Source organism: Kitasatospora azatica KCTC 9699, assembly GCF_000744785.1.
Classification (GTDB): domain Bacteria; phylum Actinomycetota; class Actinomycetes; order Streptomycetales; family Streptomycetaceae; genus Kitasatospora; species Kitasatospora azatica.
This window is the reverse complement of sequence record NZ_JQMO01000003.1, coordinates 3,895,667-3,910,085: the sequence shown is the minus strand read 5'-3', so window position 1 is coordinate 3,910,085 and position 14,419 is coordinate 3,895,667. Positions and strand designations below refer to the sequence as shown.

Genomic DNA, 14,419 nt, shown 5'->3' with positions numbered 1-14,419 from the left:
TCCTCGGGGCCCGCTCGTTCACCCCGCACGCTACACAGCCGCAGTGACAGCGCCTATTCAGGTCGCCTCGGCCGCGACCCGGCGCCGGACCCGGGCCTCCTCCAGCACCACCAGCATCACCAGCACCACCGCCAGCACCAGCAACGCGCCCAGTGCCGGCATCCGCCGCACCACCGGGAGCAGGGCCAGCACCACGACCGCCGCGCCGAGCCGGGTGGTCGCGATCGCCCGGAACATGATCCACCGGGTGTAGTTGAAGGTGAGCAGGTAGAGCGCGCAGCCCCCGTAGAGCAGGGCCAGGGTGCGCAGGCCCAGCTCCTGCCCCGGCCGCACCACCGTCCCGTGGAAGCCGACCGCCACCGCGAGCACCGCGGCGATCAGCACCAGGTGCGCGTAGGAGAAGAGCCGCCGGATCAGGTCCCGGCGCGACCCGGTGACCGTGACCGCGTACCGCATGGCGTCGTTGGCGTGCACGAAGTACACCCACCACAGCGCGCAGGAGATGGTGAACGCGGCCGCCACGGCGACCAGTTCGGCTGCGCTGAGGGTGCGCTCGGCGGCCACCGGGGCGCCGGTGGCCACGATCGACTCACCGACTGCGACCAGCATCAGCAGCCCGAACCGCTCCGGCAGGTGCCCCGGGTGGTAGTTCACCGACGCCAGCCGGTTGCGCAGCACGGCCGGCCCGGCCAGGTCGATCAGCGCCGCCGTCGCCCACAGGACCAGCCGCGCGTCGCCCGCCACCAGGCCGCCCGCCACCAGCAGCGGACCGCTGATCACGGGGCCGATCCCGAACGGCCCGCGCCAGGCCCCGGCGAGCGAGCTGAGCATGGCCAGCAGCACCAGCCGGGCCACCCAGTACGAGAGCCCGAAGAGAAGTCCGCGCGAGCCGTACGCGTCCGGCAGCGCCATCGCCATGCCCAGACCGCTGAGCCCGATCGCGAAGATCCCGAGCCGGTCCCGGGCATTGTCCACGTCCCGGACGTTGGCCTGCACGGTGGTCCCCACCCAGCACCAGTAGACCGGGATGAAGACCACCAGGGCGCGCGGCACCGCGCCGGCGCCCTGGCTCTGGTACAGCAGCCCCGAGACCTGGGTGATCGCGAAGACGAAGACCAGGTCGAAGTAGAGCTCCGCCCAGGTGACCCGCTTCTCCTTGACCTCCGGCATCCCCCGCTCCCCCCAGAGTCAGCCGGTCACACCAGTTCGATCAGGTCCGCGATGGACTTGACGATCCTGGTCGGCCGGTACGGGAACCGCTCGACGTCGGCGGCCGCGGTCAGCCCGGTCAGCACCAGGATGGTCTCCATCCCGGCCTCCATGCCGGCCACGATGTCGGTGTCCATCCGGTCGCCGATCATCACGGCGGTCTCCGAGTGCGCGCCCGCCGTGTTCAGCGCCTCACGCATCATCAGCGGGTTGGGCTTGCCGACGAAGTACGGGTCCACCCCGGTCGCCTTGGTGATCAGCGCCGCGACCGAACCGGTGGCCGGCAGCACGCCCTCGGGGGAGGGGCCGGTCTCGTCCGGGTTGGTGCAGATGAACCGGGCGCCGGCGTTGATCAGCCGGATCGCCTTGGTCAGCGACTCGAAGCTGTAGGTGCGGGTCTCGCCGAGCACCACGTAGTCCGGGTTGTTGTCGGTCAGCACATACCCGGCCTGGTACAGCGCGGTGGTCAGCCCCGCCTCCCCGATCACGTAGGCGGTGCCGCCCGGACGCTGCCCCTTGAGGAACTTCGCGGTGGCCAGCGCCGAGGTCCAGATGCACTCCTCCGGCACGTCCAGGCCCATGCCGGCCAGCCGGGCCGCCAGGTCGCGCGGGGTGTAGATGGAGTTGTTGGTGAGGACCAGGAACGGCTTCCCGGACTCCTTGAGCCGGCGGATGAACTCGTCGGCGCCCGGGATCGGAGTGCCCTCGTGGATGAGGACTCCGTCCATGTCGGTCAGCCACGACTCGATGGGCTTGCGCTCTGCCACTTAGGTGTCTCCTGAAGTCTTGCGAAACCGGCTGCCCCGACGGGGCCAGCCTAATCGGCCCGTCCGTCCGCCAACAGCGACGTTCCGCCCAGCGGACGCCCGGTGTGGTGGAGTGGGACTCATGACCACCGCTCCCCACACCCCGTACCGGGTGGCGCTGATCGGCTACGGCCTGGCCGGCGCCGCCTTCCACGCCCCGCTGATCGCCGCCACCCCCGGCCTGCGGCTGGCCGCCGTGGTGACCGCCAATCCCGAACGCCGCGCCCAGTTGGCGAAGGAGCACCCCGACGCCGCACCGCTCGACTCCCCCGAGCAGCTCTTCGACCGGGCCGACGAGTACGACCTGGTGGTCGTCGCCACCCCCAACCGCACCCATCTGCCGCTCGCCCGGGCCGCGCTGACGGCGGGTCTGGCCACCGTGGTGGACAAGCCGCTGGCCACCACCGCCGCCGAGGCCCGGGCGCTGTGCGGTCTCGCGGTCTCCCGGGGCACCCTGCTCACCGTGTTCCAGAACCGCCGCTGGGACAACGACTTCCTGACCGCGCGCCGCCTGGTCGAGCAGGGCGCGCTCGGCCTGGTGCACCGTTTCGAGTCCCGGTTCGAGCGGTTCCGGCCCAAGCCGAAGGCGGGTTGGCGGGAGCTGGCCGACCCGGCCGAGGCCGGCGGCACCCTCTACGACCTGGGCAGCCACCTGGTCGACCAGGCGCTGACCCTGTTCGGCCCGGTCTCCTCGGTCTACGCCGAGATCGACGTGCGGCGCGACGGCGCGGTGGTGGACGACGACGCCTTCCTCGCCCTGACCCACACAAGCGGGGTCCGCTCGCACCTGTGGACCAGCTCGATCGCCCCGCTGGGCGGCCCCCGGCTGCGGGTGCTCGGGGACAGCGCCGGCTACGTCAAGCACGGCCTGGACCCGCAGGAGGGCGACCTGCGGGCCGGCCGCCGACCCGACGACGGCCGGTCCTGGGGCGTCGAGGACCCGTCTCGCTACGGCATCCTGGGCACCGACGAGAAGCAGGCCAGGGTGCCCACCCTGCCGGGCGACTACCCCGCCTTCTACGCCGGGCTCGCCCAGTCGCTGGCCACCGGCACGCCGCCGCCGGTCGACCCGCAGGACGCCGTCGCCACCCTGACCGTCCTGGAGGCCGCCCGGCAGAGCGCGGCCGTCGGGCAGACCGTCCCGCTCGGCTGACGAGCGGGACGGACCGGCGCTACGCCCAGCCGGCCAGGTAGGCGTCGATCTCGGCGGTGAGCCGGCGCTTGCCCGCCTGGTCCAGGAACGAGGCCTCCACCGCGTTCCTGGCCAGGTCGGCCACGCCCGCCTCGTCCAGCCCGAGCAGCCGGGCGGCCACCGCGTACTCGGTGTTGAGGTCGGTGCCGAACATCGGCGGGTCGTCGCTGTTCACGGTGACCAGCAGGCCGGCGTCGACCATCTGCCGGATCGGGTGCTCCTCCAGCCGCTCGACCACCCGGGTGGCCAGGTTGGAGGTCGGGCAGACCTCCAACGGGATCCGGTGCTCGCCGAGGTAGTCCACCAGCGCGGGGTCCTTGACGGACTGGGTGCCGTGGCCGATCCGCTCGGCGCCCAGCTCGCGGATCGCGTCCCAGACCGTCTCCGGTCCGGTGGACTCGCCGGCGTGCGGGACGCTGTGCAGGCCGGCCGCCCGCGCCCGGTCGAAGTACGGCTTGAACTGCGGGCGCGGCACGCCGATCTCCGGGCCGCCCAGGCCGAAGCTGACCAGGCCCTCGGCGCCGACCTCCAGCGCGAGCCGGGCGGTCTCCTCGGCGGACGCCAGGCCCGCCTCGCCCGGGATGTCGAAGCACCAGCGCAGCACGATGCCGAAGTCCCGCTCGGCGCTCTTGCGGGCGTCCTCGATCGCCTCCATGAACGCCAGGTCCGGGATGCCCCGGCGCACCGAGCTGTACGGCGTGACGGTCAGTTCGGCGTAGCGGATCTGCTGGCGGGCCATGTCCTCGGCCACGCCGTAGGTCAGCGACCGGACGTCCTCGGCGTCGCGGATCAGGTCGACCACCGAGAGGTAGACCTGGATGAAGTGCGCGAAGTCGGTGAACGTGAAGTACTCGGCGAGCGCGGCCGGGTCCGCCGGGACCGCGGTCCTGCCCTCGTACCGGGCGGCCAGGCCGGCCACCACGCGCGGCGAGGCCGACCCGACGTGGTGCACGTGCAGCTCGGCCTTGGGCAGTCCCGCAATGAACGCGTCCATCCGCACTCCTCCAGATTCTCGAAGACCCTCCATTAGACCTCGTCAACCGCCCAGGGCGGTGGCAAGCGTGTGGATCAGCAGACCGGCCAGGGCGCCGACCACGGTGCCGTTGATCCGGATGAACTGCAGGTCGCGGCCGACGTTGGCCTCGATCTTGCGGGAGGCGTCGTCGGCGTCCCAGCTCGCCACGGTGTCCGAGATCAGCGAGGTGATCTCGGCGCGGTAGGTCTCCACCACGTAGCTGGCCGCGTCCTGCAGCCAGCCGTCGGTCTTGGTCTGCAGCCGCCGGTCGGTGGCCAGCCGCGTCCCGAAGGAGCGCACCCCCTCGCGCATCCGGCGGCGCAGCTCGCTCTGCTCGTCCTCGGCGGCGGCCAGCACCAGGGCGCGCACCGCGCTCCAGGAGGAGGCGATCAGCTCCTGCACCTCGCCGCGGGCCAGCAGTTCGGCCTTGGCCCGCTCCACCCGGGCCTGGGTGGCCGGGTCGGTCTGCAGCTCGACGGCGAAGTCCGCCAGGAAGGTGTCGATCGCGCCGCGGGCGGGGTGGTCCGGGTTGTCGCGGATCGCGGTGACGAAGCGCATCAGCTCCTTGTAGACCCGCTCGCCGACCTGGTGGTCGATGAACTTCGGGGTCCAGCCGGGCGACTTTATGGCGACCTTCTCGACCACGTCCCCGTGATGCTCCGTCAGCCAGTCGTGCACCCGGACCGCGACCAGGTCGACCACCCCGTGGTGGCCGCCGTCGGCCACCACCTTGCCGAGCAGTCGACCGATCGGCTCGGCCACCTGGGTGGCGGCGGCCCGGCGGGTGACCGCCTCGCTGACCACGGCCTGCACGTCCTCGTCGCGCAGCACCGCGAGCACCCCGCGCAGCGCGGCGGAGGCCTCGGTGGTGACCCGCTCGGCGTTGCCGGGGGCGGCCAGCCACTCGCCGAGCCGGCGGGCGATGCCGAGCGAGGCGAGGCGGGTGCGGACCACCTGGGCGGAGAGGAAGTTCTCGCCGACGAAGCTGCCGAGCGAGCGGCCGAAGGCGTCCTTCTTGGTGGGGATGATCGCGGTGTGCGGGATCGGCAGGCCGAACGGGCGGCGGAACAGCGCGGTGACGGCGAACCAGTCGGCGAGCGCGCCGACCATGCCGGCCTCGGCGGCGGCCGAGACGTAGCCCGTCCAGCTGCCCCAGCCGGCCGCGCCCGCCCAGGTGGCCAGGGCGTAGACGACGGTGGCGACGGCGAGGAAGCCGGTCGCGATCGTCTTCATCCGCCGCACGCCGCGGCGCTTCTCCTCGTCGGCGGCGGTGAACCGGACCCCGGAGGCGGCCACCGCGGCCTCGTTCTCGCTCTCCACCCGACCAGTGTCACTGATCACCGGTCCGATCTTCGGGTTACTCGCCCCTGATCTCTCCCTGAGCTGTGCCGCTACCCCCAGCGCGCGTAGGCCCGTTCCACGAAGCCGCGCCAAGCAGGCTGGCGGCGCAGTCGACGGCGGACCTGCTCCGGGACGATGCCGCGCCACAACTGCACCGGCACCGGCACCGGCACCGAATGAGCCGGCGCCGGGACGACCGGCACCGGCTCCCGTTCCCCGGCCACCTTCGGCTGCGCGGCCTCCCAGTACGCGGCCTGGTAGCGGATCAGCCTGCGCAGCGCGGCCACCCGACCGCGGCGGGCCAGGTCGAGGCGCAGCCGGTCGCGGACCGCCAACTGCTGGAAGTCGGCCGGCGGGCAGTGCCGGTCGAGCAGTCGGCCGACGCCGGCGCAGAGGCGGCGCTGCACCGGCTCCTCCAGGGTGAGGAACTCGGTCCGCAGCAGGCTCGCGACGTCCCAGCAGAACACCCGCCCGCGCAGCACGGCCTGCTCCGGACCCGGCTCGGCCAGCCGCTCGACGACCTCCAGCAGCGCGGCCGCCCCGCGCAGCCGAGCCTCGTGCCGGGAGCGGACGGTGACCGGGCTGCGGTCCGGGCGCGGCATCGCGTAGTAGCAGTCGTAGTCGGCCAGGACCGAGATCCGCCGCGCGTGCAGGCAAGCCTCCAGGGTGAACGGCTGCTCGCAGTGGGCGGGCAGGTCCTCGCGTTTGCGCAGGCTGTGGCCGACCAGCAGCTCGCGGCGGAACAGCTTGCTGTCCGAGAGCGCCCAGGCCAGGGCGGAGTCGGTGAAGGTCACCTGTTCCCGGGTCCGCTCGAAGATCTCCTGCGCTACCTGGCGGCCGCCGACGCCCACCGTCCGGCCGAGCACCACATCGGACCCGGCCCGGTCGGCGAGCGCCACCAGCCGTTCCAGCGCCTCCAGGCCGAGCCGGTCGGCGGCGCAGAGGAAGAGGACGAACCGTCCGCGCGCCCGATCCAGCGCCCGGTTGCCGGCGGCCGCCGAGCCGCCCGGGTCGGCCCCGCCCAGCACCGTGAACAGCTCCGGATGCCGCTCCTCGTACCGCCGCAGCTCGGTGCCGCTGTCGTCGGTGGACCCGTCGTCCACCGCCAGCACCTGCAGCGCACCGGGGCGCCGGCGCCGGATCGACTGGCCGACCAGCGAGTCCAGACCAGCCGTCAGCTGGGGCATCGCGTTGTGGCAGGCGATCACCACGGTCACCTCGGGGACCGCACCGCTCATCACTCCCACTGCGCTCCTTCGAGCAACCCACGCCGGGCTCGAGCAGCCTGCGCCGGGTGGCGTCGGGGCTCCCAGAACACCCGACACCACCCGTTCCACCCCTCCAACCGCGCGCGGGCCGGCCTGGTTACGGGTTCACCGCCGCCCGCTCAGCCGATCACCGCTCCCTCGTGCATCCGGCTCGTACATCCGGGCGATCACGTCCTCGATCACCGGCTCGCGGACCGAGAGGTCCTGCAGCGGGTAGCGGTCGGCGACGGCGGCCACGATCGGCGCCGCGCTGCGCTCGGCCGGGAAGGCCAGCCACTGCCTGGAGCCCTCCACCTTGACCACCCGGGCCCCGGGCACCTCGATCGGCGCGCCCGCCCGCACCAGGTCCACCACCAGGGTGCGTTCGCTCTCGCCGGCCGCGTGCAGACCGGGCAGGTCGCCGTCGTAGACCACCCGGCCGTGGTCGATCACCATCACCCGGCCGCACAACTGCTCGATGTCGGTGAGGTCATGGGTGGTGAGCAGCACCGTGGTGCCGGCCGCGTTGACCTCGCGCAGGAACTCCCGCACCCGCGCCTTGCTCACCACGTCCAGCCCGATGGTCGGTTCGTCCAGGTAGAGCACCTGCGGGTCGTGCAGCAGCGCGGCCGCCAGGTCCCCGCGCATCCGCTGGCCGAGCGAGAGTTGACGCACCGGGGTGTCCAACAGGTCGCCCAGGCCGAGCAGTTCGACGCAGCGCTGGTAGTTGGCGGCGAACCGGGCCGGCGGGATCCGGTAGAGCCGGCGGGCCAGCTGGTAGGAGTCGCGCAGCGGCAGGTCCCACCAGAGCGTGGTGCGCTGCCCGAAGACCACCCCGATCCGGCGGGCCAGCGCCACCCGCTCCCGGGCCGGGTCCACCCCGGCCACCCGCAGTCGGCCGCTGCTGGGCACCAGGATCCCGGTGAGCATCTTGATGGTGGTGGACTTCCCGGCGCCGTTCGGCCCGATGTAGCCGACGCACTCCCCCGCCCGCACGGTGAAGCTCAGGCCGTCCACCGCCCGGACCTCGCGCCGCTCGCGGCGCAGCCGGCCGGTCCTGGTGCGGATGGTGAAGGTGCGTGACACGTCGTCGAGTTCGATCAGTTCCATACCCGTCTCCTTCAGCTTCCGGTTCCTCGATAGGCCCGCAGCCCGGCTCGCCAGGCCAGTCCGGCCGCCAACACGCTCAGGCCGGCCGCCAGCGGCGAGGCGAACCGGAACGCGGGCGGCAGTCCGAGCGGGTCGGGGCGGCCCAGGATGTGCAGCGCCGGCAGCCAGTTGACGAAGGCCAGCGGCACGCCGAAGGTCGCCCCGAGCAGCAGGTCCTTGGCGAAGATGGTCGGCGGGTACTGCAGCAGGGTGGCCCCGCCGTAGGTGGCGGCGTTCTGCAGCTCGCGCGCCTCGCCCCACCAGAACTGGGTGGCGGACAGGCCGACGAAGAGCGCGGCGAAGATCACCGTGCCGCAGAGCAGCATCACGATCAGCAGCAGCACCTTGTCCCAGCTCCACGCCACCGGCAGCGCCTGCAGCGACCAGCCGAGCACCGCCAGCGTCTGCGCCGGACGGGCCAGCCGGCGCAGGGTGAACCGCTCGGCGCAGACCATCGAGAGCGCCGGTGCCGGGCGGATCAGCAGCACGTCCAGGGCGCCGGTGCGGATCCGCTCGCCCAGCCCGTCGACGGTGCCGACCAAGAAGTCCGCCATGCCGATCGCGAAGCCCGAGGTCCCGTAGAGCAGGCCGATCTCCGGCAGGCTCCAGCCGCCGAGCCGGTCGGTGTGACGGAACATCAGGACCAGGACCACGAAGTCCAGCCCGGTGATCAGCAGGCTGGCGAGGCTCAGCAGCACGAAGGAGACGCGGTAGGAGAAGGCGGCCCGGGTCCACATGGCGGCGGCCAGCCGCCAGGAGGTCACCGCCCAGCGCAGCTCACCCACCCTGGACCACCACCTTCCGGGCGGCCAGCCGCAGCGCGAGCCGTCCCGCGCCGAACAGCACGACCGCCCACAGCAGTTGGAACGCCAGCTGGTCGGCCACACCGCGGCCGGGGTGGCGCTCCAGGAAGACGTCGCAGGGCACCTGCACCATCGCCGCCCAGGGCAGCGCGCGGGCCGCCGTGCCGAGCGCCGGCGGAAACAGGGCCAGCGGCAGCAGCATGCCGGAGAGGAACATCGAGACCACCACCGTGATCGCCCGCACGCCCTCGGAGTCCTGCAGCCAGAAGCCGAGCAGCGAGACCAGGAAGCGCAGCCCGAAGCTGACCACCACCGCCAGCAGCACCGAGACCAGGAAGAGCGGCCAGGTCAGCGCGGAGTGCGGCAGCCGGGCGTGGAAGAACAGCACCCCGACCGTCAGCGGGACTCCCCCGCGCAGCAGCAGTTGGAAGGCCGCCCGGCCCAGGTCGTTCGCCAGCCACCAGCCCTGGAAGTCCACCGGCCGGTACAGGTCGATGGCGATGTCCCCGCTGCGGAACCGCGCCTGCACGTCGTCCTGGAACCCGCCGCCCCAGGCCGCGACGACCGCCAGCAGCGCCTGGCTGACCCAGATGTAGGTGACCGCCTGCGCGGTGTCGTACCCGCCGAGCCCCGGCCTGGCCCGCCACAGGGCCAGGAAGGTGGCGGCCAGGATGACGCCGAAGACGGAGTTGGTGAAGGCACCGGAGAAGGTCGCCATCCGGTACGTCGAGTAGCGGCGGAACGCGCCGCGCGCGATGGCCAGGTAGAGCCCGACCGCTTGCGCCATGATTTGTCTCCTTGTCGACATTTCAGCGGAGCGACCACCGCCCCTGCGCACACCCCGCGCGCGGACTAGCCCCGACCTGCGGGACCTGGGGGGGTCCGGACGCTGGTCGGGGCTGGTTCGGTGCGTATGAGGTTGTGTCAGACCACGTTAGCGGGCGACTGCTTGCTCCCGCAGTGGTTTACCGCTCAGCCACCCGTACTGGGCAGCGTCGGCAGGGTGGGCAGGGTCACCGGCAGGCCGAGGCTCGCCAGCAGGCTGGTGATGGTCGACAGCAGGCTGCTCAGCAGCTTCAGCAGCGCCCCCGTGTCGGGCAGGGCGCCGGTCGGCAGCGTCGGCGTGGTGGGCAGCGTCGGCGTGGTCGGCGGAGTCACCGCCGGCGCCGCCTTCGGCGCCTCGGCCCAGAGCGGCACCGCCGGCGCTGCCGGGGCCACCGGCACCGTCACGGCCACCCGGGGCCCGTCGATCTCACGAAGCGGGACGGCGGCGGAGGCAGCGGTGACCGAGGTGAGGCTCATCGCCGCAGCGAGCGCGGCAGCCGTCCATAAGGCACGCATGAGGGTACTTCTCCTGTTCAGGGCTTGACTGTTGCATACGGAGCGAACCCGCTCCGCTCCAAACAGTGAGCCGAATAGCACCCTGCGGCCACCCCGCCTAGCCCGAACGCATGAACGCCGGGAGCCCCCGCCCGAGAACCGGGCGGGGGCTCCGACAGGCCGTCAGGACCGCTACAGGTACAACCCCGTCGACCCCTCCGAGTCCTTCAGCCGCTCCGCCGCCACCGCGTGCAGGTCCCGCTCGCGCAGCAGCACGTACGTGGCTCCCCGGACCTCGACCTCCAGCTTGTCCTCGGGGTCGTACAGCACCCGGTCCCCCGGCTCCACCGAGCGCACGCTCTGGCCGACCGCCACCGCCTCGGCCCAGCTGCAGCGCTTGGAGATCTCTGCGGTGGCGGGGATCAGGATGCCACCGGTGGAGCGGCGCTCGCCCTCGCCGCCCTCGGGGCGCACCAGCACGCGGTCGTGCAGCATCCGGATCGGTAGCTTCTCGCCCAGCCGGTCGTGCCGGCCGTGCTCGGACTGCCTGTTCTGCTCGTCGTCGTTCACGCTCACGCCCCGACCGTACCTGGCGCGGGCCCGCACCGTGGCGCTGGCCCGCGATCCCGGCACCGGACCATGGCCGCTACTTGCCCTTGCGCCGGCGCGCCGAGGCGACCAGCAGCAGCACCCCGCCACCGACCAGCACCGCAGGAACGATCCGCTCCTGGCGCGGCCGGCCCTTCTCGTCCACGAACTGCGCCTTGACCTGTTCCACGGCCCGGCTGGCGCCGACGTACACCCGCCCGACCTTCTGCTCCACGGATGCCAGCGCCTTGGCGCGGACCTGGTCGGCGATCGTGGTCGGGTGCACCCGCATGGCGAGCTCGTCGAGCGTGTCGGCCAGCTGGGACCGGGTGCGCGCGATGTTCGCCTCGATCTCGGCCGTGGTGCGGCCCGCGTCGTCCCTCGGGCTGTCCTTGGTCTTCCCCTTGCCCACCCGGGCCACCTCACTCACCTGACGTCACGGTCTGCTGCCGCTCAGTCTGTCAGCTCCGCCGCGACGCCGCGCAGTCCCACCCACCAACGGGGGTAGGTTTGCGGTGGCACGACCACCTGGTCCCGCACGAGGAGAGAAACCAACGTGAGTGAGCGAAGCGAGCGAACAATCAAGAGGGGCGTGTCTCGCGAAGCGACCACCGAGCGCAGCGAGGTGGCCGCATGAGTGAGCGCCTCCAGGCGGGGGACACCGCCCCCGCCTTCTCCCTGCCCGACGCCGACGGCAAGCAGGTCTCCCTCGCGGAGCACCTGGGCCGCAAGGTGATCGTCTACTTCTACCCCGCCGCCCTCACCCCGGGCTGCACCACCCAGGCCTGCGACTTCACCGACAACCTGCAGGTCTTCGCCGGCGCCGGCTACGACGTGATCGGCATCTCGCCGGACAAGCCCGAGAAGCTCGGCAAGTTCCGCGAGACCGAGGACCTCAAGGTGACGCTGCTCTCGGACCAGGACAAGTCGGTCCTGGAGGCGTACGGCGCGTACGGCGAGAAGACCCTCTACGGCAAGACCGTGGTCGGCGTGATCCGCTCCACCGTGATCGTGGACGAGCAGGGCAAGGTCGAGCGCGCCCTGTACAACGTCAAGGCCACCGGGCACGTCGCCAAGCTGCTGCGCGACCTCAAGATCGAGGCCTAGGGTCTGCTGAACGCGACGGCGGCCCCGGCTTCCCCACACAGGAGCCGGGGCCGCCGCCCTTCGTGGCCGACGGGTCGTCAGCCGGGCAACCCCACTGCCCGCTCGCCACTGCGCCGCTGCTGGATCACCACAGCGACGACCAGCAGCGAACCCTGGGCCACGTTCTGCCAGAACGAGTTGATCCCCTGGACCGTCAACCCGTTCTCCAGCGCACCGAGCAGAGCGACGGCCAGCAGCGTGCCGCCGATACCGCCCTTGCCGCCCTTGAGCGCACAGCCGCCGAGCGCGGCCGCGGTGATCGCCTTCAGCTCCAGGCCCTCGCTGCCGGAGACCGGCTGGCCGGAGCCGGTCCGCGCGGTCAGCAGGATGCCCGCCACCGCGGCCACCACGCCGATCAGCCCGTAGACCGCGATCAGGTACTTGTTGATGTTGATGCCGGCCAGCCGGGCCGCCGTGTCGTTGCCACCGATCGCATAGATGTTGCGGCCGATGTCGGTGTACTTCAGCAGCACGTGCACCGCCAGCGCCACCACGATCAGGATCCACACCATCACCGGCAGCCCGGCGATCTTGCCCCGGCTGAGGAAGATGAACAGGCTGTCGTTGAGCACGTAGCCCTGCGCCGCACCGTTGGAGATCAGCTGCGCCACCCCCTTGTACGCGGCCAGGCCGGCCAGCGTCGCGATGGTGGCGTTCACCCGGCCGTAGACGATCACCACGCCGTTCAGCGCACCGATCAGCACTCCCACCCCGATCGCCGCCGCCATACCGAGCAGCGGGTTCTTGCCGGTGGAGGTGAAGGCCATCGCGCTGACCACCGAGGCCAGGCCCGCCTGCGAACCGACCGAGATGTCCAGGCCACCACAGATGATCACCACGGTCTGCACCACGGCCAGCAGGCCGGTGATGGTCACCGCCTCGGCGATCACCTGGATGTTGTTCCAGCTCAGGTAGTTGTCGTTGAGCGAACCGAACAGCGTCAGCACCACCGCGAGCGCGGCGATCAGGCTGAGGTTCTGCCCGCCGACCGAGGCCAGCAGACCGCCGGCCCTACCGCCACCGGGCTTGGCCGGTGGCACGCTCCCGGTGGGAGCGTTGTCGGAGACCGTCGTCGTGCTCATGCACTCCTACTTTCATCACTGAGGTCGTCGGCCATCGCGAGCGACAGAATCCGCTCCTCGGTGGCCTCGGACCGGTCCAACTCCCCGGTGATCCGGCCGTTCTGCATCACCACCACCCGGTCGGCGAGACCGAGCACCTCGGGCAGCTCGGAGGAGATCACCAGCAGCGCGACGCCCTCCTTGGCCAGGTCGGCGATGATCTGGTAGATCTCCGCCTTCGCGCCGACATCGATACCGCGGGTCGGCTCGTCCAGGATCAGCACCTTCGGCTTGCGGGCCAGCCAACGGGCCAGCACCACCTTCTGCTGGTTCCCGCCGGACAGCTTGCGCACCTCGTGCTCGATCGACGGGGTGCGCACCCGCAGCCGGTCGCTGTAGCTCTGCGCCAACTCCCGCTCGGCCGACCGTCTGACGAACCGCCAGCGCCGCAGCCGCTCCAGCACCACCAGCGAGGTGTTGTCCCGGATCGAGCGGTGCAGGAAGAGCGCCTGGGCCTTGCGTTCCTCGGGTGCCAGCCCCAGACCCGCGCTGATCACCTCGCCGGGACGGCCCGAGCGCAGCTGCCGCCCGTCCAGCCGCACGATGCCGGAGCGCACCGGCAGGTCCCCGGCCAGCGCCAGCGCCAGCTCCGAGCGCCCCGCACCGATCAGCCCGGCCAGCCCCACGACCTCGCCGGCCCGGATGGTCAGGCTGATGTCGCGCACCGCGTCGGTGGTCAGATGCTGCACGTCCAGCACCACCCGGTCGGTCGCGACATTCTGCCGCACGAACATCTGCGACAGGTCCCGGCCCACCATCAGCCGCACCAGCTCGCCCTCGCTCGCCGTCGCCGCGTCCAGCACCCCGGCCAGCGCACCGTCGCGCAGCACCGCGATCCGGTCGGCCAGCTGGAAGATCTCCTTCATCCGGTGCGACACGTAGATCACCGCCACACCCGCGTCGCGCAGCCGGCGGATCAGCGCGAACAGCGCCTCCACCTCCTGCTCGGAGAGCGAGCTGGTCGGCTCGTCGAAGGCGATCACCTTCGCCTCCCCGGTCAACGCCCGCAGGATCTCGACCAGTTGACGCTGCGCCGGGGTCAGCTGGGAGCCCAGCAGGTCCGGGTCGAGGACCCGGTCGAAGCCGAGCCGGTCCAGGTCCGCTTCGATCCGGCGGCGCAGCTCGGCCCGGTCCAGCCGGCGGCCCGCCTTGCGGGGCAGGGCGCCGGCGTAGACGTTCTCGGCCACCGAGACGTGCGGGATGATCTCCGGCTCCTGCGGGATGATCCGGATCCCCGCGGCCCGGGCCCGGGCCGGGGACTGCAGTACCAGTTCGGCGCCGTCCAGCAGCACCGTGCCCTCGGTGGGCTGGTGATCGCCGGTCAGGATCTTCAGCAGGGTCGACTTGCCGGCCCCGTTCTCACCCATCAGTGCGGTGACCTGGCCGGCCGGGAAGTCCAGGGTCACTCCGCCGAGCGCCCGGACCTCGCCGAACCGCTTGCCGAGCCCCCGGACACCCGCCCCTGTGTTCACGTTCGTCATG

Annotated in this window: 15 protein-coding genes; 2 read left to right on the top strand and 13 right to left on the bottom strand. The window is 72.1% G+C overall.

The window, feature by feature from the left end:
- Positions 1–57: 57 nt before the first annotated feature.
- Positions 58–1,170 (bottom strand): low temperature requirement protein A, encoded by a 1,113-nt coding sequence (locus BR98_RS28095; protein WP_035848943.1) that lies wholly within the window; start codon positions 1,168–1,170, stop codon positions 58–60.
- A gap of 26 nt (positions 1,171–1,196) precedes the next feature.
- Entirely contained in the window at positions 1,197–1,976 is a 780-nt protein-coding gene (locus BR98_RS28090) for an HAD-IIA family hydrolase (protein ID WP_035848941.1), read from the bottom strand.
- A gap of 121 nt (positions 1,977–2,097) precedes the next feature.
- On the opposite strand from BR98_RS28090, the gene BR98_RS28085 reads away from it, so the two are divergent.
- The gene (locus BR98_RS28085; RefSeq protein WP_035848937.1) at positions 2,098–3,168 is read left to right on the top strand and encodes a Gfo/Idh/MocA family oxidoreductase; all 1,071 of its coding nucleotides are present in this window, start codon (positions 2,098–2,100) and stop codon (positions 3,166–3,168) included.
- Between the two features lie 19 nt (positions 3,169–3,187).
- Here the strand turns inward: BR98_RS28085 and BR98_RS28080 are convergent, their stop codons facing one another.
- The 9 genes from BR98_RS28080 to BR98_RS28040 form a co-directional block, all read right to left on the bottom strand.
- Complete coding sequence (locus BR98_RS28080; protein WP_035848935.1) at positions 3,188–4,201, bottom strand: adenosine deaminase; 1,014 nt, start codon at positions 4,199–4,201, stop codon at positions 3,188–3,190.
- Positions 4,202–4,243: 42 nt separating this feature from the next.
- A complete protein-coding gene (locus tag BR98_RS28075; protein ID WP_232247938.1) occupies positions 4,244–5,542 on the bottom strand; it encodes a DUF445 domain-containing protein in 1,299 nt (432 codons plus the stop codon).
- A gap of 71 nt (positions 5,543–5,613) precedes the next feature.
- The gene (locus BR98_RS28070) at positions 5,614–6,801 is read right to left on the bottom strand and encodes a glycosyltransferase family 2 protein (RefSeq protein WP_051970281.1); all 1,188 of its coding nucleotides are present in this window, start codon (positions 6,799–6,801) and stop codon (positions 5,614–5,616) included.
- 135 nt (positions 6,802–6,936) lie between these two features.
- Entirely contained in the window at positions 6,937–7,920 is a 984-nt protein-coding gene (locus BR98_RS28065) for an ABC transporter ATP-binding protein (RefSeq protein ID WP_063774852.1), read from the bottom strand.
- Between the two features lie 11 nt (positions 7,921–7,931).
- Positions 7,932–8,744: an ABC transporter permease gene (locus BR98_RS28060; protein ID WP_035848933.1), complete on the bottom strand. Its 813-nt coding sequence runs from the start codon at positions 8,742–8,744 to the stop codon at positions 7,932–7,934.
- Positions 8,737–9,549 carry an ABC transporter permease gene (locus tag BR98_RS28055; RefSeq protein WP_051970280.1) on the bottom strand — a complete coding sequence of 271 codons (813 nt, stop codon included), beginning with the start codon at positions 9,547–9,549 and terminating at the stop codon, positions 8,737–8,739. The genes BR98_RS28060 and BR98_RS28055 overlap by 8 nt, the downstream gene beginning before the upstream one ends.
- A gap of 185 nt (positions 9,550–9,734) precedes the next feature.
- Positions 9,735–10,103: a hypothetical protein gene (locus BR98_RS28050; RefSeq protein WP_157537958.1), complete on the bottom strand. Its 369-nt coding sequence runs from the start codon at positions 10,101–10,103 to the stop codon at positions 9,735–9,737.
- Positions 10,104–10,274: 171 nt separating this feature from the next.
- Positions 10,275–10,577 (bottom strand): GroES family chaperonin, encoded by a 303-nt coding sequence (locus BR98_RS28045; RefSeq protein WP_232247936.1) that lies wholly within the window; start codon positions 10,575–10,577, stop codon positions 10,275–10,277.
- 151 nt (positions 10,578–10,728) lie between these two features.
- Positions 10,729–11,100: a DUF3618 domain-containing protein gene (locus tag BR98_RS28040; RefSeq protein WP_407639502.1), complete on the bottom strand. Its 372-nt coding sequence runs from the start codon at positions 11,098–11,100 to the stop codon at positions 10,729–10,731.
- A 203-nt stretch (positions 11,101–11,303) separates the two neighbouring features.
- On the opposite strand from BR98_RS28040, the gene bcp reads away from it, so the two are divergent.
- Positions 11,304–11,777, top strand: coding sequence for a thioredoxin-dependent thiol peroxidase (gene bcp / locus BR98_RS28035; RefSeq protein ID WP_035848918.1), 474 nt, complete (start codon positions 11,304–11,306; stop codon positions 11,775–11,777).
- Positions 11,778–11,854: 77 nt separating this feature from the next.
- On the opposite strand, the gene BR98_RS28030 is transcribed toward bcp, so the two are convergent.
- Positions 11,855–12,898 carry an ABC transporter permease gene (locus BR98_RS28030; RefSeq protein ID WP_035848915.1) on the bottom strand — a complete coding sequence of 348 codons (1,044 nt, stop codon included), beginning with the start codon at positions 12,896–12,898 and terminating at the stop codon, positions 11,855–11,857.
- Complete coding sequence (locus BR98_RS28025) at positions 12,895–14,418, bottom strand: sugar ABC transporter ATP-binding protein (RefSeq protein ID WP_035848912.1); 1,524 nt, start codon at positions 14,416–14,418, stop codon at positions 12,895–12,897. Before BR98_RS28025 ends, BR98_RS28030 begins: the two co-directional genes overlap by 4 nt.
- Between the last annotated feature and the right edge of the window lies 1 nt (position 14,419).